The organism is Ruegeria sp. BHSC223 (assembly GCF_059613025.1).
In genome coordinates this window covers 512,739-535,079 of the sequence record NZ_JBXWRR010000002.1, presented here as the reverse complement: position 1 = coordinate 535,079, position 22,341 = coordinate 512,739, and the positions used below count along the sequence as shown (strand labels likewise).

Here is a 22,341-nt window from a genome sequence, read left to right as displayed (position 1 = left end):
CGCTGTCTCCCTTCGGTGACTGAATTGGAGGGGCCCATGACCGCACAGCAGCGCGCCATCGAAAAAGCCAGAACCCGCGGGGCGCGGGTGGTGTTTCCGGAAATGGTCGACCCGCGCGTGGCGGCAGCCACGGCGGAACTGGCGCGGCAGGGCTTGTGCGAGCCGGTCGGTCTGGGCACCCCTTCGGAGGCCCATGTCGCGGCTCTGGTCGAGGCGCGCGGAGTGAAAGAGGCGGTCGCGCGCCGCATGCTGGGCAAGCCCCTGTACCTGGCCGCCGCCATGGTCGCCAGCGGTGAGGCCGAAGCGATGGTGGCAGGCGCCGACAGCCCGACCAAGCGGGTGATTGAGGCGGCCGCCATCGCAATCGGGCTGGCCGAAGGGGTCTCGGTGCCGTCGTCGTTCTTCCTGATGCGGTTTCCTGACGGGCGCGAACTGATCTTTGCCGATTGCGCGGTCAACGTGAGCCCGGATGCCGAGGCACTGGCAGCGATTGCGCGTGCGTCAGAGGTATCGGCGCGCGCGCTTCTGGGCTCTGCCCGCGTGGCGATGCTGTCATATTCAACCGGCACCTCGGGCGCGGGTGACAGCGTCGACCTTGTCAGATCGGCGGCAGAGGCCACCGGTTTCCTGGGACCGGTACAGGCGGACGCGGCGTTGAATGCGCGCATCGCCGCCAAGAAGGGGCTGGGCGCGGGCGATGCCAATGTACTGGTATTTCCCGATCTCGATGCGGGCAACATCGCGTACAAGCTGTGCCAGGAACTAGCCGGCGCACAGGCGCTGGGGCCAATCCTGCAAGGGTTCCGCAAGCCGGTCTGCGACCTGAGCCGGGGCGCCACGGTTGACGACATCGTTGCCGCAACGGCAGTGACGCTGGCGCTGGTATAGCCACGGGTCATGCGGCCTCCAGCAGGGTCTGGGCGTCGCGGGCGATCATGCGCTCTTCCTCGGCCGGGACGATCCAGATCGCGACTTTCGAATTGTCCGTGTGCAGGCGCCGCTTGCCCGCGTGATTGGCGTCGGGGTCCATACGCGCCCCCAGCCATTCAAGGCCGCGCAGGATACGGGCACGCACGCCAATGGCGTTTTCCCCGATGCCACCGGTAAAGGCGATGGCATCGAGCCCCTCCATCGCGGCGATCAGGCTCCCGGCATGGCGCAGCGTCCAGTAACAGAAATGCTCGATGGCGAAATCGCTGTCGGCTGTGTGGTCCAGCATCAGGCGGCGCATGTCGGACTTTCCGCCCGACAGGCCCAACAGCCCGCTTTCGTGGTTGAGGATCGCTTTTGTGCGCTCCAACCCATGATCCTCGACCAGGCGCAGCACGGCATTGGCGTCGATCCCGCCCGAGCGGGTACCCATCGTCAATCCATCGAGTGGGGAATAGCCCATCGTCGTCGCGATCGAGCGACCATTGCGTATGGCACAGAGCGAGGCGCCATTGCCGAGGTGAAACGCCAGCAGGCGCGCGGGCAGCGCCTCGCCCGAGATCTCGGGCAGACAGCGAACCAGCGAAGCATAGCTTAGGCCATGGAACCCGTAACGACGGATGCCCTTGGTCTCGATCATCCGGGGGATTGCGTAGCGGGTCGCAACCTCGGGGTTTGTGGCGTGGAACGAGGTGTCGAAACTGGCGAATTGCGGCAACTCCGGCGCCAGCTCGGCCAGCGTGTCTATGGCGGCAAGATTGTGCGGGTTGTGTAGCGGCGCCAGCGGTGAACAGGCGGCGATCTCGGCCCGCACTTCGGGCGTGATGCGCACGGGCGCGGTCAGCTTTCGCCCGCCATGGACAACACGATGGGCGGCGGCGCGCAGGTCCGCGACCTGCACGCCAGCGGCTTCAAGCGATTTGAGCACCGCAGCAAGGGCGGCGCGGTGGTCGATCAGCGGCAGCTCGGTCTTTTCCGAACCAACCTGAAGGAAGGACACGCCACCGATACCGGCGGCGAGTCCTGATAGCAGCTCTGTCAGGTCGGGTCCGAAAACCGCGAACTTGATCGACGAGGACCCGGCGTTGAGTACGAGAATGCTGTCTTTGGCGCCGGGTTCGTGCATGTCGCTCAGACCTGCTGTTCGCGCATGTCGGCCTTGTCGATACCGGCCACGCGAACGGGTTTCTTCATGGCGTCGCGGCGGAAGGGTTCGCCCAGTTCCTGGTTGATCATCGCCTCGATCAGGGTGGTCTTGCCTGCCTTCTGATCCTCGATGGCCTTGGCCAGCGCGGCGGTCAGCTCGTCCATGGTGCGCGCGACAACGCCTTGCAGGCCACAGGCCTTGGCGATGCCGGCATAGCTCACCTGCTCGTCCAGCTCGGTGCCGACAAAGTTGTCGTCGAACCACAGGGTGGAGTTCCGCTTTTCCGCACCCCACTGATAGTTGCGGAACACGATCTGGGTGACCGCCGGCCACTCGCCACGCCCGATTGCCGTGAGCTCGTTGACCGCGATACCAAAGGCACCGTCACCCGAAAAACCAACCACCGGCACATCCGGGCATCCGATCTTGGCGCCGACAACAGCGGGCAGGCCGTAACCGCAGGGGCCGAACAGGCCGGGGGCCAGGTACTTTCGGCCATCCTCGAACGAGGGATAGGCGTTGCCGATGGCGCAGTTGTTACCGATGTCCGACGAGATGATCGCCTCTTTCGGCAGGGCGCTCTGGATCGCGCGCCAGGCCATGCGGGGGCTCATCCATTCGGGTTTCGCATCGCGGGCGCGCTGGTTCCAGGTGGTACCCGGATCGTCATCCTCGTGGGTCATCTCGGTCAGCTGTTGCGCCCAGCGCGACTTGGTCTCGGCGATCCTGGCCTTGCGCGCGGCGCGGCCTTCGTCGCCGGCAGTGCCCGACAGCTGGTTCAGGATGCCGGTCGCCACCTTGGCCGCGTCGCCGATGATGCCCACAGTAACCTTCTTGGTCAGGCCGATCCGGTCGGGGTTGATGTCGACCTGGATGATCTTGGCATTTGCCGGCCAGTATTCCATGCCATAGCCCGGCAGGGTCGAGAACGGGTTCAGGCGGGTGCCGAGGCACAACACAACATCAGCGTCCTTGATCAGCTCCATCCCGGCTTTCGAGCCGTTATAGCCCAGCGGGCCGGCAAAGAGCGGATGCGAGCCGGGGAAAGCATCATTGTGCTGGTAGCCAACGCAGACCGGCGCATCGAGCCGCTCGGCCAGCGCCTTGGAGGCCGCGATGCCGCCCTTGGACAGAACCACGCCCGCGCCGTTCAGGATTACAGGGTTCTTTGCATCCGACAGGAGCGCGGCCGCCTGTGCTACGGCCTGCTCACCGCCCGACGGACGTTCGAACTCGACAATCGCGGGCAGTTCGATATCGACGACCTGGGTCCACATGTCGCGCGGAATGTTCAGCTGTGCCGGGGCACTGGCACGCTTGGCGTTCATGATCACGCGGTTCAGTACTTCGGCCACGCGGGTGGGGTCGCGCACCTCTTCCTGATAGGCGACCATGTCCTCGAACAGTTTCATCTGCTCGACTTCCTGGAAACCGCCCTGACCGATGGTCTTGTTGGCGGCCTGCGGGGTTACCAGCAGAAGCGGTGTATGGTTCCAGTAGGCGGTTTTGACAGCGGTCACGAAATTGGTGATGCCGGGGCCGTTCTGGGCGATCATCATCGACATCTTTCCGGTGGCACGGGTGTAACCGTCGGCCATCATGCCGGCGCTGCCCTCGTGCGCGCAGTCCCAGAAGGTGATCCCGGCCGAGGGGAACAGGTCGGAAATCGGCATCATCGCCGATCCGATGATGCCAAACGCATGCTGGATGCCATGCATCTGCAGGGTTTTGACGAAGGCTTCTTCGGTCGTCATCTTCATGAGATCGCACTCCATGGTGTTCTGATTGGCCGGCCACAGCGGGAACCGGCATCTTGGTTAAAGGTTTAGGCGCAACGGGAAGGCAGGCGTTAGGGCCAGAATGAAAACCGGGATAGGGCCAGACCCTACCCAGCATGACGGGCGATGGCGCCAGCGATGCGCTCTATCCCCGGCGCGATGCGGTTGGTCGGGATCGAGGAATAACCCAGGCGATAATAGTTCGTGGGCCGGTCCGGCCCCGAGAAGAAGGCCACTCCAGGCTCGATATGAACGCTTTCGCCGCGCAGAGCCATGGCAAGTGCGCCGCAATCCACCCCGACCGGGGCCTGCATCCAGAGCGACGAACCACCATAGACACCACGCCCGGCGATGCTGAGACCATGCTGGGCGATGGCACGCTCGATCTCTTGACGTCGTTGCAGCAGAACCGAGGACATCCGCCGGATTTGCGCGTCGTAGTGGCCCAGCGACAGAAAGTAGGCGGCGGTGCGCTGGATATGACCCGGCGGATGACGCAGCACCAGCGACCGCAGCGCGCGCGCCTCGCGGATGAACGGCTCGGACCCGACCATGTAACCCAGCCGCAACCCGGGAAAGAGCGATTTCGAGAAGCTGCCGACATAAACGACACGCCCATCGCGATCGAGCGACTTCAGCGCCGGAGAGGGCGCGCCCAGAAAGGCCAGTTCGAACTCGTAGTCGTCCTCGACGATCATCGCGTCGATCTCGCGTGCCCGCTCCAACAGTGCATGACGGCGCGACACCGGCATGGTGGCGGTGGTCGGACTTTGATGGCTGGGCGTGGTAAAGATCACGTCGGTATCGTCGGGGATGGCATCGGGCGGCAGCCCGTCCAGATCGACCCGCAGCGGCACCAGATTGCAGCGCGACTGGATCAACAATTCGCGCAGCGCGTAATAGCTGGGATCCTCGACCGCCGCCTTGCGCCTGCGGTTCAACAAGACCCGCGCCGCCAGCCAGAGCGCATTCTGGGCGCCGAGCGTGATAAGGATTTCCTCGGGCCGGGCCGAAATACCGCGCCGGGGCAAGGTATGCCGCGCGATGAATTCGATCAGCAGCGGGTCGTCCTGATCGACATAGTCGGCGGTGAGTGAGGCAAAATCCTTTTGTCCCAGCGCCCGCACCGCGCAAAGCCGCCAGTTGGCGTGATCGAACAGCGTTGGATCGGCTTGGCCATAGATGAACGGATAGCGATAGTCGCGCCAATCCGCCGGCTTCTGCAACGTGTCTCCGCCCGAAAACTTGCGGGCGATGGCGCGGGACCAGTCCACCGTTTCCTGGTCGCGTTCCATCGGGGCATAGCTGGGCGGGATCGGCGCGTTCTCGGACACGAAATAGCCCGACCGCCCGCGCGAGGTCAGGTAATCGTTCGCCAGCAACTCTGTATATGCCAGCGTCACGGTGATCCGGCTGACCCCCAGATGGGTCGCCAATCGCCGCGAAGAGGGCAATTTCTCGCCCACATGAAAACGCCCCGACAGGATGCCTTCGGCGATCATCTGCTGGATTTGCGCCTGAAGCGTGCCCTGCGCGCCCTGTTTCAGAAAGAAGGTTTCGACCGGTATCGCCATGGGCTCACAATAGATTGGACTTATGTTGCCATCAATTTGGACTTACAGGCCGCTGACAAGGGTCTTTGACGGTTGGAGATATGCATGCGAGCCATCTGGCCTTATCGCCCCAAACAGGATGCGTCTTGACGTCCGCAATAATAACTATAAAACCAGTTTTGTAGTTATTTATGGAGCAATCATGTGGGATGAAGCAGCAAGCGGATTTGCCGCCATGGGATCGGTGGCGCGGCTCAAGGTTTTGCGCACACTGGTTCGGGCCGGCCGTCCCGGTCTGACGGTGGGCGAGATCCAGCAGCGCACGGACATGGCGGCCTCGACCTTGGCCCATCACCTCAAGGCGCTGACGGCAGGGGGAGTCATCGAACAGACCCGCCAGGGCCGGCAAACCATCAACCGCGCCCGATACGACCATCTTGAGGCGCTGGCGCAATTCATCATCGCGGAATGCTGCGCCGATCAATGCGGGCACGACATACAGGAGACAGACAATGGTTGAGATCACATCTCCCCCGAGGCGCGGACCGGGCCGTCTGACGACATGGCTGAAAACGCCCTGGGCGGTGGCCGCCGGGCTGATTGGCGCGGTGGCGCTGCTGGATCCGGCGCAATTGGTCGCTGTTGTCCGTTTTGCAACTGCCGCTCTGGCGGGAACCGCGCCCTATATCCTCTTTGCCGTGCTGCTGCTGGCCTGGCTCAAGGCGACCGGCGCCGAGGTCCTGGTGGCGCGCGCCTTCGAGGGGCGGGAAACGCGGATGATCCTTCTGGCGGCGCTGTTCGGCGGGCTTGCACCGTTTTGCTCCTGCGAGGTGATCCCGTTCATCGCCGGGCTGCTGGCACTGGGAGCGCCTTTGTCGGCGGTGATGGCGTTCTGGCTCAGCTCGCCCCTCATCGACCCGCCGACACTGTTGATCACGGCGGGCGCGCTGGGCTGGCCCTTTGCCATCGGCAAGGCGGTGGCAGCGGTCGGGCTGGGCCTGTTCGGCGGCTTTGTCGTGCGGGCGTTGTCCGCTGGCGGAGCGCTGAGCGATCCGCTGCGCAACGCCAAGACCCGAGGCTGCGGCTGTGGCGCGCCGAAAACCACGGCGCCGCGGTGGCGGTTCTGGACCCAGACCGAGCGCACCCGTGTCTTTCGCGCCGAATTCCTCGGCAACGGGGTGTTCCTGCTGAAATGGATGACGCTGGCCTATGTGATCGAAGCGCTGCTGGTCACCTATGTGCCGGCGCAGGTGATCGCCGGGCTGGTTGGTGGCGAGGGGGTGGTGCCCATTGCAACCGCCGCATTGGTCGGCATGCCGGCCTATCTGAATTCCTACGTGGCGCCGCCCCTTCTGGCGGGGTTGATGGAACAGGGCATGACAGCCGGGGCAGCGATGGCCTTCATGGTGGCGGGCGCAGTCAGCTCGATCCCGGCGATGGCAGCTGTCTGGTCACTGGTAAGACCGAGTGTTTTCGCGCTCTATCTCGGACTGGGACTAACGGGCGCGGTGATCGCCGGTCTGGTTTTCCAGATGCTTTGATACGGTTACTGCCCCCCGCAATACTGGGGCAGTTTCAGCCGGTACCGCGCCGCGCCACTGGTGACATAGACGCGCTTTTCAACACAGGCGGTGGTGGTCACGCTGGCTGCCACCGGCCCCTCGGTCGAGGTGATCGAAGTGGCATGTCCATCGGGCAAACGCACCGAGACCAGCGCTCCGTTGCGCAAATCGCCGTTGAGCGCGGTCAGAGAAAGCACGTCGAGGGTCAGAAACGCCTCGTGCTCATGAGGTTCTTCTCCCCTGCCGAACAGCAGCAGCCCACCAATGATGGCGGCGAACAGGGCGCCGGCACCAAGCGCTGCGCCACGGGTGTGAAGGAAGGCATAGACGGATACCGCCCGGTGTGGGCCGATCAGTTTGGAAAGCAAAGCAAGCATGGGTCGCCGAATGTGAAAAGCCCCGGCCACAGGGCCGGGGCGGTTCCGATCAGTAACGGGGATCGTCGTCCTCGTCTTCGTCATCCTTGCCACCCTTGGGCAGGTTGAAGAAGCTGTCAGCATCGGCGACCGAACGGTGGTCTTCCTCGTCATCATCGCTGGTATTGATCGGCTCGGACAGCGAGAAGTTCTCCAGCCCCTCGATCGCAGTGGGGATGCGGGGGCCGGTGTCCATGCCCAGCGACTGTTCGGTCGAAACGAGCTTGCGGCGCTCGTCGTCGCTCATCACGCCGCCTTCGGCGGCTTTCTTGGCGGCGGCCTTTTGCACCACCGAGTCGAGTTCGGACTGGCGGCAGAGGCCCAGCGCCACCGGGTCGATGGGCTGCATGTTGGAAATGTTCCAGTGGGTCCGCTCGCGGATCGACTGGATCGTCGGCTTGGTGGTGCCGACCAGCTTGGCAATCTGGCCATCGGACAGCTCGGGATGGAACTTGACCAGCCACAGGATCGCGTTCGGGCGGTCCTGGCGTTTCGACAGCGGCGTATAGCGGGGGCCGCGGCGCTTTTCCTCGCCAGCGGCGGCGGGGTTGAACTTGAGCTTCAGCTTGTGCAGCGGATTCTGTTCGGCCTTGTCGATTTCTTCCTGGGTCAGCTGGTTGTTGGCGATGGGGTCGAACCCCTTGACGCCCGCAGCCACATCGCCATCGGCAATGCCCTGAATTTCCAGCTCGTGCATGCCGACGAAATCGGCGATCTGCTTGAAGCTGATCGTCGTGTTGTCCACCAGCCAGACGGCGGTTGCCTTGGCCATCAGAGGTTTTGCCATGGCTTGTCTCCTTGCGAATACATCTCTCCCGTCGCCGGAAATCGGCTGCCCCGGGGTTTGGGGCGGTTTCCGTTGTCGGGGAACTCCGAGCGTATATAGTCGGACGGGGCAGATAAGGAAAGAGCGAATGCGCTGGTTGATTCTCTGGATTCTGAGCGCTGTTTCGGCCTTGGCCGATGGCGAGAAAGCGGGCCAGTTCGACTATTATGTTCTTTCGCTCAGCTGGTCCCCCAACTGGTGCGAGACCACCGGAGATGCACGCGGCGAGGACCAGTGCAACCCGCGCCATGACCATGGCTGGATACTGCATGGCCTCTGGCCGCAATACCAGTATGGCTGGCCCTCCTATTGCCGCACCTCCGAGACCCCGCCCACCCGCCGGATGACAGCGGAAATGACCGATATTCAGGGCAGTTCGGGCCTGGCCTGGCATCAGTGGAAGAAACACGGCACCTGTAGCGGGCTGAGCGCGCAATCCTATTTCGATCTGTCGCGCGAGGCCTATGACAGCGTGGTCCGCCCCGAAGTGTTCCGGCGGCTGGACCGGACGGTGCAACTGCCGGCGCGGGTGGTCGAAGAGGCCTTTCTGAAGGCAAATCCGAAGCTGGAACGCGACATGCTGACAGTGACCTGTAACGGACGCTACATCGCCGAGGTGCGCATCTGCCTGTCAAACAGCCTGAAACCAGTGCCCTGCGGCCGGGACGTCGTGCGCGACTGCCGGACCGAGGACGCGTTGTTATACGCGATTCGCTGACTTCGATTCAGTTCTGTGCCTTCTGGCACTCGCGCGCGTATTCCAGCGCCTTCGAGGTGCCTTTGAGGTCGATCGCCATGACCTCCTGCCCCTCGGCGCCATAGACCGTCATCACCTTGCGTTGGGCAATGGCATGTACGAACTCGCGGTCGGTAAAGAACACCGTTGCGCCGCGCACCTTGCCCTTGTTGGCGCCGATGGCGGTGGCCTCGAACCGCTCACCATCCAGATCAAAGGTGATGGGATAGCTGCCGCCATCCTCGATGGCGCCCCAGTTCTTGTTGAACACGGTGAAATAGCCGCGATTGCCAGTCCGGTCATAACCCAGCCGCACCACCGAGAGATCCTCGTAAACTGTCTGAATCAGGCAGCCATTGCCCAGCGCCGGGTCGACCATCAGGTTCCAGCCATGCACGAACCCCTTGTCGATCAGCTCCTGCGACCAGGCGGCGGTGGCAGTGACGGCGGCGAGCGTAAAGGCAAGAATGCGGGTCATCGGGACATCTCCGGGCGGTGAGTGAGGCTCTATCCTTACCTAGCCGCAAAGCGCGCGGGAAAAAAGGAAAACCCCGTCGGGCGTTACCGATTTCATGCGACTGGTTTGGGGCATGCCCCATGATATGGCCATCGGGTTCAGCGCCGGGGAATACCCCATCAAGTCAAGCGATGACGGCGCGGTCAGGCAAAGCCAAAGCGCATGGCGCCCGCCGCTGCGAGTTCGTCATCCAGCGTGCCGGAGGTCAGCAGGTCGAGAACGGCGGTGGCACCTGAGCCCGGTGTCGGGCTGAGGAAGATCGACATGTCGATGTCGGTGGCGAAATCACCGGGAAAGACCGCAGCGGGGGCGAGACCGGGGGTCGACAGAATCGTCGACAGTGGTGCTACGGCCAGTTCGGTGTCCCCTGCCACGACCGAGGCGACCGGTTCGCCCCCGCCCATCGGGCGGCATTTGGGGCGCAGGGTGTCAGACAGCCCCAGCCGCGCAACCGCATCCAGGAAGATGTGGCCGCTGGTGCCCGCGCCGGTATAGGCGATGCTGTCCGCCCGCCGGAAAAGATCGGCGATTGCGGGCGCGTACCGGAGGGGCTCTGCCTTGGAACCTGCCCAGCAGCCGACCGCAAGCGGCACCCGGCCAAAGGGCCGGTGCGTGGTAGCATCGACATGGCGGCTGGCGATCAGGGCGGGGACATATTCGGGATTGGTCAGCCCGATATCGAAGGCTTCACCGGCTGCGATGCGCTCGGGTATCCGCGGGTTGAGGTCGATGATCTGTATCACCGGTCGGCCCGCTGCCGCGTCGAGGCGCGGGCCGAGGCGCGCCATCAACCCCCGGATCGCTGTGGGCACGAAGATGTGCAGACTGGCTGTTGTCATTGCCGGGCCCTTTTGGCGACCTACCCTCTGGGTCAAAGTACTGGCCTTTTGGAAGCCGGGCTAGAGATCCTTGCGGGCGCGCATCGCGGCCGAAATGGTGCCGTCGTCGAGATAGTCGAGTTCGCCACCGATCGGCACCCCCTGCGCCAACGAGGTCAGCCGCACCCGGCCGCCCAGCTGATCGGCGATGTAATGCGCCGTGGTCTGACCGTCGATGGTGGCGTTCAGCGCCAGGATCACCTCCGAGATCGACTCGGCGGTGACCCGATCCGCCAAGCGGGGAATACGCAATTCCTCGGGACCGACCCCATCCAGCGCCGACAGGGTGCCGCCCAGCACGTGATAGCGGCCTTTGAAGACGCCCGAACGTTCCATCGCCCACAGATCGGCCACATCCTCGACCACGCAGAGCTCGCCGGTGGCGCGCCGTTCATCGGTGCAGATTTCGCAGATGTCTGAGGTGCCGACATTGCCGCAGTTTAGGCATTCACGGGCGGTGGCCGCCACCTGCCCCATCAGATCGGCCAGCGGCGTCAACAGCAGCGCCCGCTTGCGGATCAGGTGCAGCACCGCGCGCCGGGCCGAGCGCGGGCCCAGCCCGGGCAAACGCGCCATCAGCTCGATCAGCGCGTCGATATCCTTGGTCGATCCGGCCATGTCCTGCTTCCCGTGCGCTCCCCCGCTCTGACGCGATCATGCCCGCAGTTCACCACAAAGGGAACGCCACCGTGTCAGAACGGCAGTTTGATATCCTTGGGCAGGCCCATGCCTTCGGTCAGGGCGGCCATTTCCTCTTGCGCCTTTTCGGCGGCCTTGGCCTGGGCGTCCTTGATGGCAGCCAGGATCAGGTCCTCGACCACTTCCTTGTCGTCTCCGTTGAAGATCGACGGGTCGATATCCAGCCCCTTCAGTTCGCCCTTGGCTGTGGCGGTGGCCTTGACCAGCCCGGCCCCGGATTCGCCGGTGACCAGAATGCTGTTCAGGTCCTCTTGCATCTGAGCCATCTTGGTCTGCAATTCCTGCGCCGATTTCATCATCTTGGCCATATCGCCAAGGCCGCCGAGTCCTTTGAACATTGGGTGTCTCCTGCAAATCCGGTTTGCGCCTAGATACGGGCGCCGGTCCAGCGGCACAAGCCTATCCCGGCGCGGAAGCGCAACCGGCTGTCTTTGGCCCCGCTCGGTGCTAGTCTTGCCGGCACCCGGATCGCGGGAGGAGGGCTGCCATGTTCGCGGTTGCAGATACGGACAAGCTGGTTGACGACGCGGTGATCACCCCGGAGGCCGCGCGCGAGATTGAGGCGCGATCACGGCAGGCGATGGTGACACTGGGTATCAACACGGTCCTGTGCCTGGGTATCCTGTCAGCGACGGGCGGGCTGATCCTGTGGTTGCAGGATCCGCTGGCAGTGGCGGTGGTGGGGCTTTTGTTGCTGGCGGGTGGGTTTGGCACTCTGTCGCGTGGCGGCGGCGACTTGCGGATGTTCGGCAATGCCGCGGCGCTGATCGGGGCCGGGATGCTGTGTGGCGGCGGTACGGTCGAGCTGGTGTCGAACCATCCGCAGATCGCGGGCCAGGTGCTGAGTGTTCTGGGCGGGCTGATCATGGCCGGGGCGACACTTGCCTTTGTCCGCGATCTGGTGCGGGCGCCGTTCGTCACAGGGGCAGTGGCCCTGATGGGGCTGGCGATGCATGTCGGCGGGCTGGGGTATCTGATTGCCGACAACGGGGTGTCGGGCCTGCCGGTCAGCCTGTTTTATCTTTATACGGCGGCTTTGCTGTTGGCGGGCGGATGGCTGCTGGACGTGCGGCTGATCACGGCGCTGGCCATCGTTCCCTTTGCCCAGATGCTGGATACCGGCACCTTTTACTTCCACGCGGCCTATGTGTTCTATTCGCCGGAATCGACGCTTTCGATCCTGCAAATGGCGGTGCTGCTGGCGGCCTGTCTCTGGGTCGCCGGGCGGTTTGGCGAACGCAGCGCACGGCACGCGCGCATCCTGGCAATGCTGGGCTTTGTCGTTGCCAATCTTTGTGCGCTGGTTGGCTCGCTCTGGGGCGATGTGGTGGGCGAGACGATCTGGGGTCCGGCAGAGCCGACGGTCTGGACTGAAGACGCCTGGGATGCCTATTCCAGGGCGCGCGACGCCTTTCGCGACACCACCTTGGTCATTTCCGAGGGCGTCTATTCGGTGCTGTGGGCGGGGGCGCTGGTGGCGCTGTTGTTCTGGTCGGCGCATCGCGGTAACCGGGGGCTGTTCAACGCCTCGCTCGTGTTCGGCGTGATCCACGCCTATACCCAGATGTTCGAAAGCTTTGGAGACGAACCGCTGGCCTATGTCATCGGCGGGCTGGCCCTGATCCCGATCGCCTGGGGCATGTGGCGGTTTGATCGGTGGATCAAGGCACAGGCCGCTGATCCAACCGCCTAGGCCTGCAACACCCGGTCGGCAGGCCGGTCGATCGGACCGAAATGGGCGCGACAGCTGGTGCCAGATCGCCCTGCGCCCGAAGTTCGGACAAGACCGGGCTGTCCCGTGTTCAGTGCCTAGCTAGGCTGAAAGAGCCAGACTGGCGTGGCGGCCAAAGCCGCGCCAGCCGGTAATAAGTCATATTTCGGTTCAACGCTGTGCCTCGGCCCGCAGCTTGTCCATCAGCGTCTGCAAAGTCTCGACATAGAGCGCGCGGGTCAGTTGGCCGTTCTCGTCGAACTGGTTGGAACTGTCGGCCAGATGCACCTCGGGGCCAGTCACAAGGCGCGGCTGGAACGGCACCATGAACCCGCGCAGAACCGCCTGTGCGCGCTCGCCCCCGGCCCGGCCACCTGCCGCTGACATCACTGCAACCGGCTTGTCAGCCCAGGGCTTGCCACTGGTCCGGCTGACCCAGTCGAGCGCATTCTTCAGCGCGCCGGACGGCCCCTTGTTGTATTCCGGCGTCGATATGATCACCGCGTCCGCAGCAGCGATCTGATCGGCAAGGCGCTGAACGACCTCTGGAATGCCGTCGGCGGCTTCGTTGTCGCCATCGTAGAGAGGCAGGTTCAGATCGGCCTCGGTATAGCTTGCGGGTCCGAAAAGCCGCGCCGCCTCGCGCAGCAGTTTGCGGTTGGTCGAGGCCGCGCGCAAGGCGCCGCTGAGGCCCAGCAGGGTGAGGTCGGTCATCGGGTTCTCCTGTTTCTGCGTCCCCTTTAACCTAGAGGGCAATCCCGCCGATCCAAACCCCTGACCCCGCGCAAGCGTTGTTCAAATATGCAGGGGTCCATGGGCGCGATCTGCCTTGGTTCAGCCGACGATGATCACCTTCCCGGTCAATGCGCCCTCGACGCTTTTGGCAAAGGCCCGGCCAACCCGACCGGCGGCCACCGGTTCATGCCCGGGAAACCACGCGCCATAGCGGGGAACAGAGACATCCAGCAGACCGGGACTGACCACGTTGATCCGTTGCCGGCGTGGCATTTCGATCGCCGCGCCCACGACAAATCCGCCAAGGGCGCCATTCGCGGTCGCCGCACCGGCGCCCATCGGGATCGGATCGCGGTCGAGAACGCCGCTTGTCAGCGTAAAGGACCCGCCTTCGGCCACATGGTCGAACCCACCCAGCACCAGGTTGATCTGGCCCATCACCTTGTTTCGCAATCCGATCATGAATGTCTCGCGCGTGAACTCACACAAGGCACCGAAATGTACCTCTCCGGCTGTCGAGACCATTGCATCGACCATGCCGGTCCGGGCATACATCGCGGCGACCGACTGAGGGTCGGCAATATCGACCGTCACGTCACCCCGGCTGCGCCCGGCCCGAATAAGCTCGTGCCGACTGCCCAATTCCTTGCAAACCGCCCTGCCGACGTCGCCTTCGGCCCCAACCAAAATGATCCGCATCTCATCCTCCTTCGATCTCGGAATATCTCTGCAACTTGTGCGCCAGCAGCGCGGCGCAGCGGTCAAGCGCGGCCCGGCGCAGTTCAAGGTTGGCGGCATGCTCCTGCAGCATCCGGCGCCGCTCGGGGATGGTGGCATCGCCCTGCCGGTAGAGCTCGGCAAAGCGGCGCATCGCGCGCAGTTCCATCCCGGTTTCGCGCAAGGAGGCGAGCAGTCTGAGCCAGTCCGCCGTTTCGGGTGAAAACCGCCTCATCCCGTCAGCGCCGCGCGCAATCGGGGGCAGCAGCCCCGAACGCTCGTAGAAACGGATCGTGTCGATGCTCAAACCGGATCTGGCGGCAGCCTCTGCAATCTTCATCCGCGATCTCCGCCGTTGGGGTTTCCCAAGCCTACCGCCCTTGAGCGGCTCCAGATCAAGCGGTTTCTGCGGATTGTTAGAGACACCGGCGGAAACGCGAAACCCCGCGCCTTGCGAGGCGCGGGGTTTGAGTGCCTGGGCTTGTTGCCCCGATCAGTTGCGCGGGATCACCACGATCTCGACACGCCGGTTCTGGGCCTTGCCCTCGGGCGTCAGGTTCGAGGCGATCGGGTTGTTCTCGCCCATGCCCAGGGTCGAGATCCGGTCATAGGTCACGCCACCCGCCTGCAGGATGTCGGCCACGGCGCCAGCGCGCCGCTCGGACAAACCCTGATTATAGGCGGCCTCGCCGTCGCTGTCGGTATGGCCGATGACCTGCACCGTCGATTTCGGATAGCGGACCAGATGCGCCGCGACCTTTTGCAGATCCGACCGCAGGGCCGGACGCACCGTGGCGCTGTCGGTGTCAAACGTGATGTCGTTCGGCACGCTCACAACCAGACGGTCGCCGGTATTGGTGATGGTGATGCCGTCATTGGCCAGTTCCTGACGCAGTTCGGCGGCCTGCTTGTCCAGCTGGTTGCCGATCAATCCGCCACCGGCGGCCCCGATGGCCGCACCGGCCAGTGCACCCAGGCCGGGATTGGAATCGTTGGCGATGGCACCAACACCGGCCCCGAGGATACCGCCGATCAGCGCGCCCTGCTTGGCTTGCCGATTAGGGTCGGTATTGGTGCTGAGCGAGGCCGGGTCTGTACAGGCGCCCAGCGCCAGAACGACTGCCAGCCCGGTGGCGAGTGTAAGTTTTGTCTTGGTCATGGGTTCACCTTCTGCTCCTGGTCCCGATTGCCGCGGGATTTGTTGCTTTTGCCCCAAGTATATCACTGGGCGGGCCGGTACAAACAAGCAACAAAGCGGTGAAATCGGCGATTCCTTGCGCATCGCCCTACCGCGCGTTGGCCGCGGCGGCCTCGTCCCAGCGGCTTTGATCCTGCCAGAGCTGGCGCAGGGCTGCCGCCTGCGGGGCAAAGCTGTCGGGCAGCAGGTCGCAGGCCCAGATCCGGTCGGTTCGGAAATGGCGGAACCCCTGCCGCAACTCGCACCAACCCGCCAGCATGGTGCAGTCGAGGTGTTAGATCAGCCCGACCGGGCGCAGCACGCGCAGCGTGCGGCTGCCGTCGCCGCTGCGATACTCGATCCTGAGCTTGCGTGCCTCGCGCACGGCCTGACGCAACAATGCGATGGGGGTACAGCCCCGTCCGGGATCGTCGGCGGGCGCGCCCCAGGGCGCCACCCGCAGCCAGTCGGCCGGATCGTGCAGCGCGTCGATCTTGGCGCAAACCCGTTCTGCGGCCTGTTGCAGGGCGCTGTCGCCGGTGCGGGCCAGCATCGAGAGGCCGACGCGCAGCGCCTCGACCTCTTCCTGGTCGAAGTTGAGCGGCGGCAGGTCATAGCCGCCGCGCATAACGTAACCCAGGCCTGCCGCGCCCTCGATCGGGGTGCGCATGGCCTGAAGCGCCGCGATATCGCGATAGACGGTGCGGGCCGAGACCTCGAGCCGCGCGGCCAGATCCTCGGCGGTCATGGGCGCGGTGGCGGCGCGCAGGATCTGGATGATTTCGAACAAACGGGTGGAGCGGCGCATGGGATCCTCTGGAACACTGCTGACACCTTAGCACAGCCCCCTGACAACGGGGTGTCAGCAGGGTTGCGGTCTGATGGCGGGCGTATCGACACCCATAGGAGACCGACCATGCCAAGCCGCGACCACCATGTCCTGATGGCCCTCAGACTGGAGCGTTGGAGCAAGCCCAAAACACTGCGCAATTGGGAGACCGAGAGAGGGCTTGCCGCCCGGCGCGCGGTCCCGTCGAGGCGGTTGCATCTGTTGCGCTGGATGGCGGCGCGCTGGCGCTAGGCCTCACTGCGGGCCGCTTCCCAGGCCAGCATGGCGCGTTTCACCGGCAGGCCCCAGTGATAGCCGCCCAGGCCGCCCGACTTGCGCAGAGCGCGGTGGCAGGGGATCAGCCAGCTGACCGGGTTGCGCCCCACCGCCGTGCCCACCGCGCGCACCGCGCGCGGCTGGCCGATGGATTGGGCCAGCTCGCCATAGGTGGTGACCTGGCCCGAGGGGATGCGCAGCAATGCCTCCCAGACCTTGATCTGCAAGGGCGCACCGATCAGGTAGAGCGGCACCGGTTCCAGCCGGTCGCTGGCCGCACCAAAGGCGCTGAGCGCCCAAGGGCGCAGGCGCATCGGGTCCTCGACGAAGGCGGCCTGTGGCCAGCGCGACAACAGATCCTGCATCGTGGCCTCGGCCCCCGCCTCGGCGGCAAAGCCGATGCCGCAGATGCCGCGCTCGGTCCCCATCACCAGTGCGGGGCCAAAGGGGCTTTCGAACCAGCCCCAGTAGATCGTCAGATCCGCGCCCTTGCGGGCATAATCGCCGGGGCTCATCGCCTCCCACCGGATGAAGAGGTCGTGCAGGCGCCCGGTGCCCGAGAGGCCCACGTTCTGGGCCGCCTCCAACAGCGTGAACCGTTCCGCCAGCAGCGCCTTGGCATGGCCCAGCGTCAGGTATTGCTGGTATCTCTTGGGCGAGACCCCGACCCAGCGCGAAAAGATGCGCTGGAAATGCGCAGGGCTCATGTTCATCCGGGCAGCCAAATCGTCCAGCGACATGCTCTCGCCGCCTGCGTCGATCAGTTCGATCGCGCGGCGGATGACGCCATAGTGATAGCCCTCTTCCATCGTCTGAACATTCATGTCGCACCTCTTTGTCTGAACTGGAGAGTAGCGCGCGGGCGCCGTTGTCGCGACCCGGAACCTGTGCAAATATTTGTCAACTGAGTTGACGAATCGTGCCGTCCGGTCCAGTACTACGGGCATGACACATGAACCCGATCAGCTTTATCAGGCGGTACAGGCCACGCGGCCGCTGTTGCGCAACATCACGGCAGCGGTGGAGCGGGGGAGTATGCGCGAGGGCGTAACCGTGGGACAGCGCGCCATCCTTGAAGGCCTGTCGCTGGCCCCCGGCGCCACGGCGCCGCAACTGGGCGCCACGTTGCAGATGAAGCGGCAATACATCTCGCGCATCCTGCAAGAGGTGCAGAGCGCCGGGCTGATCGAACGGCGCGCAAATCCCGAACACGCGCGGTCCCCCCGCTATTGGCTGACCCCGAGGGGGGAGGCCATCATAGCAGCGATCCGGGCGGATGAAATGGAGAAGCTGGCGCTGTTCTCCGAGGGGTTCTCACCCGCCGAGCTTGCCGCCTATCACAAGGTGCAGCTTGCCCTGACCCGGTTCTTTGCAGACTTGGCCAAGGAGGCCTGACATGTCCTTTCTCTGGATTATCCCCGCCGGGATCGTGATCGCAGTACTCTATGTCCTGCTGGAGATCCGCAAGATCGGGTCGCCAACCAAAGGGCCTGTCATCGAGCGCGCCACCCGTCCCGGAACGGCGCTGGTGGTGATCGACATGCAGACCGATTTCACCTCGCTGCCGGTGTGGCAATCCGCACAGCTGGACACCGCGATGGAGAACATCGGCACAGCGGTGGATGCGGCCCGGCAGGCTGGGATGCCGGTGATCGCGATCCGGCAGGTGTACAAGGCCGGGCTGGCCCGGCTGTTGAACGGCTGGTTCAATCAGGGGCGCGGCAACGCGGGGTCGGCAGGTATCGGGCTGGACCCGCGCCTGGGTCTGGTGCCTGATATCGAGGTCGAGAAATCCATGGGCGATGCGTTTTCCGAACCCGCGTTGGAGCGATACTTGGAGGAAAACCGGATCGGCACCCTGATCCTGACCGGTCTGGATGGCTGTCACTGTGTCAAGAACACTGCGTTTGGCGCTCTGAACCGGGGATATGCGGTGCGGATCGACCCCAAGGCAGTGCTGGCGGCCAATGATGCCGAATGGTCAAAGGTACAGCAAAACCTGACGGCAGCCGGGGCGGAATTGGGCGCGACGGCGGCCTAGGCGCTGCCTTTTCAATTGCGGGGGAGTGTCTGTCAGGGCATTAAGGCCCGGATGGCAAAGCAACTCGATTACCACACGATCCGCGAGATCTTTACCCGGTTTCAGGCCGCCGATCCCGAACCCAAGGGCGAGCTGGAGCATGTGAATGCCTATACGCTGGTGGTGGCGGTCGCGCTGAGCGCGCAGGCCACCGATGCGGGCGTGAACAAGGCCACCCGCGAATTGTTCAAGATCGCCGACACGCCGGAAAAGATGCTGGCGCTGGGCGAAGAGGGCGTGACCGAGCATATCAAGACCATTGGCCTGTTCCGTCAGAAGGCCAAGAACGTGATCAAGCTGAGCCGCATCCTTGTCGAGCAATATGGCGGCGAGGTACCCAATTCGCGCGCCGCGCTGCAATCGCTGCCCGGTGTCGGTCGCAAGACCGCCAATGTGGTGCTGAACATGTGGTGGCGCATCCCGGCGCAGGCGGTGGACACCCATATCTTTCGCGTCGGCAACCGTACCGGCATCTGTCCGGGCAAGGATGTGGACGCGGTCGAGCGCGCCATCGAGGACAATATCCCGGCCGATTTCCAGCAGCACGCGCATCACTGGCTGATCCTGCACGGCCGTTACCATTGCAAAGCCAGAAAGCCGATGTGCGGCACCTGCCTCATCCGTGATCTGTGCCAATTCGAGGACAAGACCCTATGAAGACCTACGATGTCGTTGGCATCGGCAATGCCGTTGTCGATGTGATCTCGCAAGCCGATGACAGCTTTCTCGACCTGATGGGGATCGAGAAGGGCATCATGCAACTGATCGAGCAGGAGCGCGGCGAGGTGCTCTATGCCTCGATGAAGGAGCGGGTGCAGACGCCGGGCGGTTCGGTTGCCAACACCATCGCGGGCGCGGGCGCGCTGGGTCTGGATACGGCGTTTATCGGGCGGGTGCGCGACGATGCGCTGGGTCATTTCTATGCCGACGCGATGAACGAGGGCGGTATCGACTTCGTCAACCCGCCCGTGGCGGGTGAACTGGCGACCTCGCGCTCGATGATCTTTGTCTCGCCCGATGGCGAGCGGTCGATGAACACCTATCTGGGTATCTCGACCACGCTAAGCTCGGCGGATGTGCCCGAGCAGGTGACGGGCAATGCCAAACTGATGTTCCTCGAAGGCTATCTGTTCGACCACGATGCCGGGAAATCCGCGTTTCGCGAGGCGGCGCGGGCAACCCGCGCAGCGGGCGGCAAGGCGGGGATCGCGATTTCCGACCCCTTCTGCGTCGACCGGCACCGGGCCGATTTCCTGTCACTGATCCAGCACGATCTGGATTTCGTGATCGGCAACGAGGCCGAAATCCAGTCGCTGTTCGAGACCGACCATCTGGACGATGCGCTGATGCTGACCTCGGGCATCTGCCCGCTGGTGGTCTGCACGCGCTCGGGCGACGGGGTGACGGTGATGGACGGTACGCTGCGCATCGACGTGCCGGTGGAAAGGGTGGTGCCGGTGGATGCCACCGGTGCAGGCGACCAGTTCGCTGCGGGCTTCCTGTTTGGCATGGCCACGGGCCGCGATTACGAGACCTGTGCCCGGATCGGCAATGTCTGCGCCCGCGAGGTGATCGGCCATATCGGCCCGCGCCCCGAAACGAACATGGTCGAGCTGCTGAAGGAAAACGGGCTGCTCTGAGTTCGGGCTCGGGAGGGGCGCTGCCCCTCTTGCCCTGCGGGCAATTCACCCCGGAGTATTTTCGACCAGAAAGAAGCAGAGGCTGAGGCTGGGAGTCCTCCGGAGGTCCGGCTACACCTGAGCGGCGCGCGCGTTTGCAGTCTCGGCGCTGTGAAGTGCCTTGGCCAGCAGGGTGGACAGAGCCGTTTGTTCCTCCGCCGTCAGCCCCTTGAGGAGTTGCGCCTGCGTCGTCACATGGGCGGCCATCATCTCGTTGATCAGGGTCAGCCCCCTGGGGGTGAGCGCAATGATCACGCTGCGGCTGTCTTCGGGGTTCTTGCGGCGTTCGACCAGCCCGTCCTGTTCCAGCCGGTCGATCCGGTTGGTCATGGTGCCCGAGGCGACCATGGTCGTGTCGAGCAACGCGCCGGGCGACAGCGCATAAGGCGGACCCGAGCGCAGGAGCGTGGCCAGAACGTCGAACTTGGCCGGGTTCAACCCGTATCGGGCAAAGGTTCTCTGCATCCCCTGGGTACAGGCCATGGACAGCCGCGCCACCCGGCCGATCACCGCCATGGCCCGCGTGTCGAGATCGGGGCGCTCGGCCGCCCATTGCCGGGTGATAAGGTCTACATGATCCATGCTTGGATTTATTTCGTCGATTTATCTTGACGTCAAGATAAATGATGTTATCTCGACGTCGAGATAATTTGATGAGGCCCCCCATGTCACGGACAACGGATATCGCCCTGACCGCAATCGCCCCGGCCATCTGGGGCAGTTCCTATATCGTCACCACCCAGTTCCTGCCCGCGCATTCGCCTTTTGCCGTGGCGCTTCTGAGGGCGCTGCCAGCCGGGTTGCTTTTGATGCTGCTGGTGCGCCAATTGCCGCCGCGCGGCTGGATCGGGCGGCTGCTGATCCTGGGGGCGCTCAACTTCGCGGTGTTCTGGTCGCTGCTCTTTGTTGCCGCCTATCGCCTGCCGGGCGGGGTGGCCGCGACGGTGGGCGCGGTACAGCCGCTGATCGTCGTGTTCCTGTCAGCGGTGGCGCTGGGGACGCAGATCCGGCTGGGCGCGGTGCTGTCTGCGTTGGGCGGAATTGTCGGCGTGGCGCTGCTGCTGCTGGGGCCCGAGGCGCGGCTGGATACGGTGGGGGTGCTGGCCGGGCTGGGCGGCGCACTGTCGATGGCGGTAGGCGTGGTGCTGACCCGCAAATGGCGGCCCGATGTGCCGCTGGTCACATTTACCGCCTGGCAACTGACCGCCGGTGGTCTGCTGATGATCCCGGTGGCCTGGCTGGCCGCGCCTGACTGGCCCGGCCTGAGCCTGACCAATCTGGCGGCACTTGCCTGGCTCAGCCTGATCGGCGGCGCGCTGACCTATGTTCTGTGGTTTCGCGGTCTGGCCCGGATCGAACCGGCGGCGGTGTCGCTTCTCGGCATCCTCAGCCCGTTGACGGCGGTGATCCTGGGCTGGCTGGCGCTGGGCGAATCCCTGAGCCCGGTTCAGGGGTTGGGCGCGATCATCGTGCTGGGCGCGGTGTGGATCGGACAGCGCCCGGCGGGCGCGCCCCGGCGGCTGCGGTTTGCTCAGCCCAGATGCGGGGCAAAGGCCGCAACGACGCGCTCGTAGACGTCACGCTTGAACGGTACGATCTCGGCCACCAGCCGGGCGGGATCCTGCCATTTCCAGCGGCTGAATTCGGGGGGGCCGGTTTCCAGGTCGATCTGATCGTCGCGGCCGATGAAGCGGAACAGGTACCATTTCTGCTCCTGCCCGCGATAGCGCCCCTTCCAGATGCGCGGCACCAGGTCATGCGGCAGGTCATAGGGCAGCCAGCCCTCGGTCTCGGCCACCCTCTCGACCAGATCGGCGGTCACGCCGGTCTCTTCCCACAGTTCGCGCAGAGCGGCCTCAAAGGGGTCCTCGTCTTGATCCACGCCACCCTGCGGCATCTGCCAGGCGTCGGTGTTCTGGTCCATCCGCTGGCCGACAAAGACGAACCCATCGGCATTCATCAGGACCACACCCACACAGGGGCGATAGGGGAGCGCGGCAATCTCTTCGGGTGTCATCTGGGGCCTTTCATTGCGGTTGGCCCTGTCTAACAAGCGACGTTACGGCGGCAAAGGGGGTGACGTCGGGTTTCGCGT

26 protein-coding genes and 1 pseudogene are annotated in these 22,341 nt (G+C 64.4%); 10 read left to right on the top strand and 17 right to left on the bottom strand.

Annotated elements, in window-relative coordinates; genetic code table 11:
* Positions 1 to 36 precede the first annotated feature (36 nt).
* A complete protein-coding gene (locus tag AC2FNY_RS06655; RefSeq protein ID WP_496801990.1) occupies positions 37 to 888 on the top strand; it encodes a phosphate acyltransferase in 852 nt (283 codons plus the stop codon).
* A 7-nt stretch (positions 889 to 895) separates the two neighbouring features.
* Here AC2FNY_RS06655 and AC2FNY_RS06650 read toward each other — a convergent pair whose 3' ends face one another.
* From AC2FNY_RS06650 to pdxR, 3 genes are all read right to left on the bottom strand, one after another.
* On the bottom strand, positions 896 to 2,056 hold the full coding sequence (locus tag AC2FNY_RS06650) for an acetate/propionate family kinase (protein WP_496801989.1): 1,161 nt from the start codon (positions 2,054 to 2,056) through the stop codon (positions 896 to 898).
* 5 nt (positions 2,057 to 2,061) lie between these two features.
* Positions 2,062 to 3,837, bottom strand: a complete 1,776-nt coding sequence (xsc, locus tag AC2FNY_RS06645) for a sulfoacetaldehyde acetyltransferase (RefSeq protein ID WP_234137102.1) — start codon at positions 3,835 to 3,837, stop codon at positions 2,062 to 2,064.
* Between the two features lie 125 nt (positions 3,838 to 3,962).
* Positions 3,963 to 5,429 (bottom strand): MocR-like pyridoxine biosynthesis transcription factor PdxR, encoded by a 1,467-nt coding sequence (gene pdxR / locus AC2FNY_RS06640; protein WP_496801988.1) that lies wholly within the window; start codon positions 5,427 to 5,429, stop codon positions 3,963 to 3,965.
* Between the two features lie 181 nt (positions 5,430 to 5,610).
* Here pdxR and AC2FNY_RS06635 point away from each other — a divergent pair, with 181 nt between their 5' ends.
* Positions 5,611 to 5,928, top strand: a complete 318-nt coding sequence (locus AC2FNY_RS06635; RefSeq protein ID WP_234162861.1) for an ArsR/SmtB family transcription factor — start codon at positions 5,611 to 5,613, stop codon at positions 5,926 to 5,928.
* Positions 5,921 to 6,949: a permease gene (locus AC2FNY_RS06630; protein ID WP_234165528.1), complete on the top strand. Its 1,029-nt coding sequence runs from the start codon at positions 5,921 to 5,923 to the stop codon at positions 6,947 to 6,949. Before AC2FNY_RS06635 ends, AC2FNY_RS06630 begins: the two co-directional genes overlap by 8 nt.
* Positions 6,950 to 6,954: 5 nt before the next feature.
* On the opposite strand, the gene AC2FNY_RS06625 is transcribed toward AC2FNY_RS06630, so the two are convergent.
* Together AC2FNY_RS06625 and AC2FNY_RS06620 are read right to left on the bottom strand one after the other, a co-directional pair.
* The gene (locus tag AC2FNY_RS06625; protein ID WP_496801987.1) at positions 6,955 to 7,347 is read right to left on the bottom strand and encodes a hypothetical protein; all 393 of its coding nucleotides are present in this window, start codon (positions 7,345 to 7,347) and stop codon (positions 6,955 to 6,957) included.
* 49 nt (positions 7,348 to 7,396) lie between these two features.
* Positions 7,397 to 8,173 (bottom strand): DUF1013 domain-containing protein, encoded by a 777-nt coding sequence (locus AC2FNY_RS06620; RefSeq protein WP_496801986.1) that lies wholly within the window; start codon positions 8,171 to 8,173, stop codon positions 7,397 to 7,399.
* Positions 8,174 to 8,300: 127 nt separating this feature from the next.
* On the opposite strand from AC2FNY_RS06620, the gene AC2FNY_RS06615 reads away from it, so the two are divergent.
* On the top strand, positions 8,301 to 8,930 hold the full coding sequence (locus tag AC2FNY_RS06615; RefSeq protein WP_496801985.1) for a ribonuclease T2 family protein: 630 nt from the start codon (positions 8,301 to 8,303) through the stop codon (positions 8,928 to 8,930).
* Positions 8,931 to 8,937: 7 nt separating this feature from the next.
* On the opposite strand, the gene AC2FNY_RS06610 is transcribed toward AC2FNY_RS06615, so the two are convergent.
* From AC2FNY_RS06610 to AC2FNY_RS06595, 4 genes are all read right to left on the bottom strand, one after another.
* Positions 8,938 to 9,426, bottom strand: a complete 489-nt coding sequence (locus AC2FNY_RS06610; RefSeq protein ID WP_496801984.1) for a hypothetical protein — start codon at positions 9,424 to 9,426, stop codon at positions 8,938 to 8,940.
* Positions 9,427 to 9,608: 182 nt separating this feature from the next.
* Positions 9,609 to 10,304, bottom strand: a complete 696-nt coding sequence (locus AC2FNY_RS06605; protein ID WP_496801983.1) for a substrate-binding domain-containing protein — start codon at positions 10,302 to 10,304, stop codon at positions 9,609 to 9,611.
* A 60-nt stretch (positions 10,305 to 10,364) separates the two neighbouring features.
* Entirely contained in the window at positions 10,365 to 10,961 is a 597-nt protein-coding gene (recR, locus tag AC2FNY_RS06600) for a recombination mediator RecR (protein ID WP_496801982.1), read from the bottom strand.
* A gap of 74 nt (positions 10,962 to 11,035) precedes the next feature.
* Positions 11,036 to 11,380 (bottom strand): YbaB/EbfC family nucleoid-associated protein, encoded by a 345-nt coding sequence (locus AC2FNY_RS06595; protein WP_234144530.1) that lies wholly within the window; start codon positions 11,378 to 11,380, stop codon positions 11,036 to 11,038.
* A gap of 149 nt (positions 11,381 to 11,529) precedes the next feature.
* Between AC2FNY_RS06595 and AC2FNY_RS06590 the strand changes: the two genes are divergently transcribed.
* Entirely contained in the window at positions 11,530 to 12,735 is a 1,206-nt protein-coding gene (locus tag AC2FNY_RS06590) for a hypothetical protein (RefSeq protein WP_496801981.1), read from the top strand.
* A gap of 189 nt (positions 12,736 to 12,924) precedes the next feature.
* Here AC2FNY_RS06590 and AC2FNY_RS06585 read toward each other — a convergent pair whose 3' ends face one another.
* From AC2FNY_RS06585 to AC2FNY_RS06560, 6 genes and pseudogenes are all read right to left on the bottom strand, one after another.
* Positions 12,925 to 13,467 (bottom strand): NADPH-dependent FMN reductase, encoded by a 543-nt coding sequence (locus AC2FNY_RS06585; protein WP_496801980.1) that lies wholly within the window; start codon positions 13,465 to 13,467, stop codon positions 12,925 to 12,927.
* Between the two features lie 120 nt (positions 13,468 to 13,587).
* Complete coding sequence (locus AC2FNY_RS06580; RefSeq protein ID WP_496801979.1) at positions 13,588 to 14,187, bottom strand: short chain dehydrogenase; 600 nt, start codon at positions 14,185 to 14,187, stop codon at positions 13,588 to 13,590.
* 1 nt (position 14,188) lies between these two features.
* On the bottom strand, positions 14,189 to 14,545 hold the full coding sequence (locus tag AC2FNY_RS06575; protein ID WP_234144534.1) for a MerR family transcriptional regulator: 357 nt from the start codon (positions 14,543 to 14,545) through the stop codon (positions 14,189 to 14,191).
* 153 nt (positions 14,546 to 14,698) lie between these two features.
* Complete coding sequence (locus tag AC2FNY_RS06570) at positions 14,699 to 15,364, bottom strand: YiaD family glycine zipper/OmpA-like lipoprotein (RefSeq protein WP_234171500.1); 666 nt, start codon at positions 15,362 to 15,364, stop codon at positions 14,699 to 14,701.
* A 127-nt stretch (positions 15,365 to 15,491) separates the two neighbouring features.
* A pseudogene (locus tag AC2FNY_RS06565) lies at positions 15,492 to 16,190 on the bottom strand (helix-turn-helix transcriptional regulator).
* A 269-nt stretch (positions 16,191 to 16,459) separates the two neighbouring features.
* Positions 16,460 to 17,311, bottom strand: a complete 852-nt coding sequence (locus tag AC2FNY_RS06560; RefSeq protein WP_496801978.1) for a methylated-DNA--[protein]-cysteine S-methyltransferase — start codon at positions 17,309 to 17,311, stop codon at positions 16,460 to 16,462.
* Positions 17,312 to 17,432: 121 nt separating this feature from the next.
* Here AC2FNY_RS06560 and AC2FNY_RS06555 point away from each other — a divergent pair, with 121 nt between their 5' ends.
* Genes AC2FNY_RS06555 through AC2FNY_RS06540 form a run of 4 tightly spaced genes read left to right on the top strand, consistent with a single transcriptional unit; the run spans position 17,433 to position 20,207 of the window.
* Positions 17,433 to 17,882, top strand: a complete 450-nt coding sequence (locus AC2FNY_RS06555) for a MarR family winged helix-turn-helix transcriptional regulator (RefSeq protein ID WP_496801977.1) — start codon at positions 17,433 to 17,435, stop codon at positions 17,880 to 17,882.
* 1 nt (position 17,883) lies between these two features.
* The gene (locus tag AC2FNY_RS06550; RefSeq protein ID WP_496801976.1) at positions 17,884 to 18,528 is read left to right on the top strand and encodes a cysteine hydrolase family protein; all 645 of its coding nucleotides are present in this window, start codon (positions 17,884 to 17,886) and stop codon (positions 18,526 to 18,528) included.
* A 51-nt stretch (positions 18,529 to 18,579) separates the two neighbouring features.
* The gene (gene nth, locus AC2FNY_RS06545; RefSeq protein ID WP_234137123.1) at positions 18,580 to 19,224 is read left to right on the top strand and encodes an endonuclease III; all 645 of its coding nucleotides are present in this window, start codon (positions 18,580 to 18,582) and stop codon (positions 19,222 to 19,224) included.
* On the top strand, positions 19,221 to 20,207 hold the full coding sequence (locus AC2FNY_RS06540) for an adenosine kinase (protein WP_496801975.1): 987 nt from the start codon (positions 19,221 to 19,223) through the stop codon (positions 20,205 to 20,207). The genes nth and AC2FNY_RS06540 overlap by 4 nt, the downstream gene beginning before the upstream one ends.
* 111 nt (positions 20,208 to 20,318) lie before the next feature.
* Here AC2FNY_RS06540 and AC2FNY_RS06535 read toward each other — a convergent pair whose 3' ends face one another.
* Positions 20,319 to 20,828, bottom strand: a complete 510-nt coding sequence (locus AC2FNY_RS06535) for a MarR family winged helix-turn-helix transcriptional regulator (protein ID WP_496801974.1) — start codon at positions 20,826 to 20,828, stop codon at positions 20,319 to 20,321.
* Between the two features lie 83 nt (positions 20,829 to 20,911).
* On the opposite strand from AC2FNY_RS06535, the gene AC2FNY_RS06530 reads away from it, so the two are divergent.
* Positions 20,912 to 21,820 carry an EamA family transporter gene (locus tag AC2FNY_RS06530; protein WP_496801973.1) on the top strand — a complete coding sequence of 303 codons (909 nt, stop codon included), beginning with the start codon at positions 20,912 to 20,914 and terminating at the stop codon, positions 21,818 to 21,820.
* On the opposite strand, the gene AC2FNY_RS06525 is transcribed toward AC2FNY_RS06530, so the two are convergent.
* Complete coding sequence (locus AC2FNY_RS06525; RefSeq protein ID WP_496801972.1) at positions 21,778 to 22,263, bottom strand: RNA pyrophosphohydrolase; 486 nt, start codon at positions 22,261 to 22,263, stop codon at positions 21,778 to 21,780. The genes AC2FNY_RS06530 and AC2FNY_RS06525 overlap by 43 nt on opposite strands.
* Positions 22,264 to 22,341: the final 78 nt, after the last annotated feature.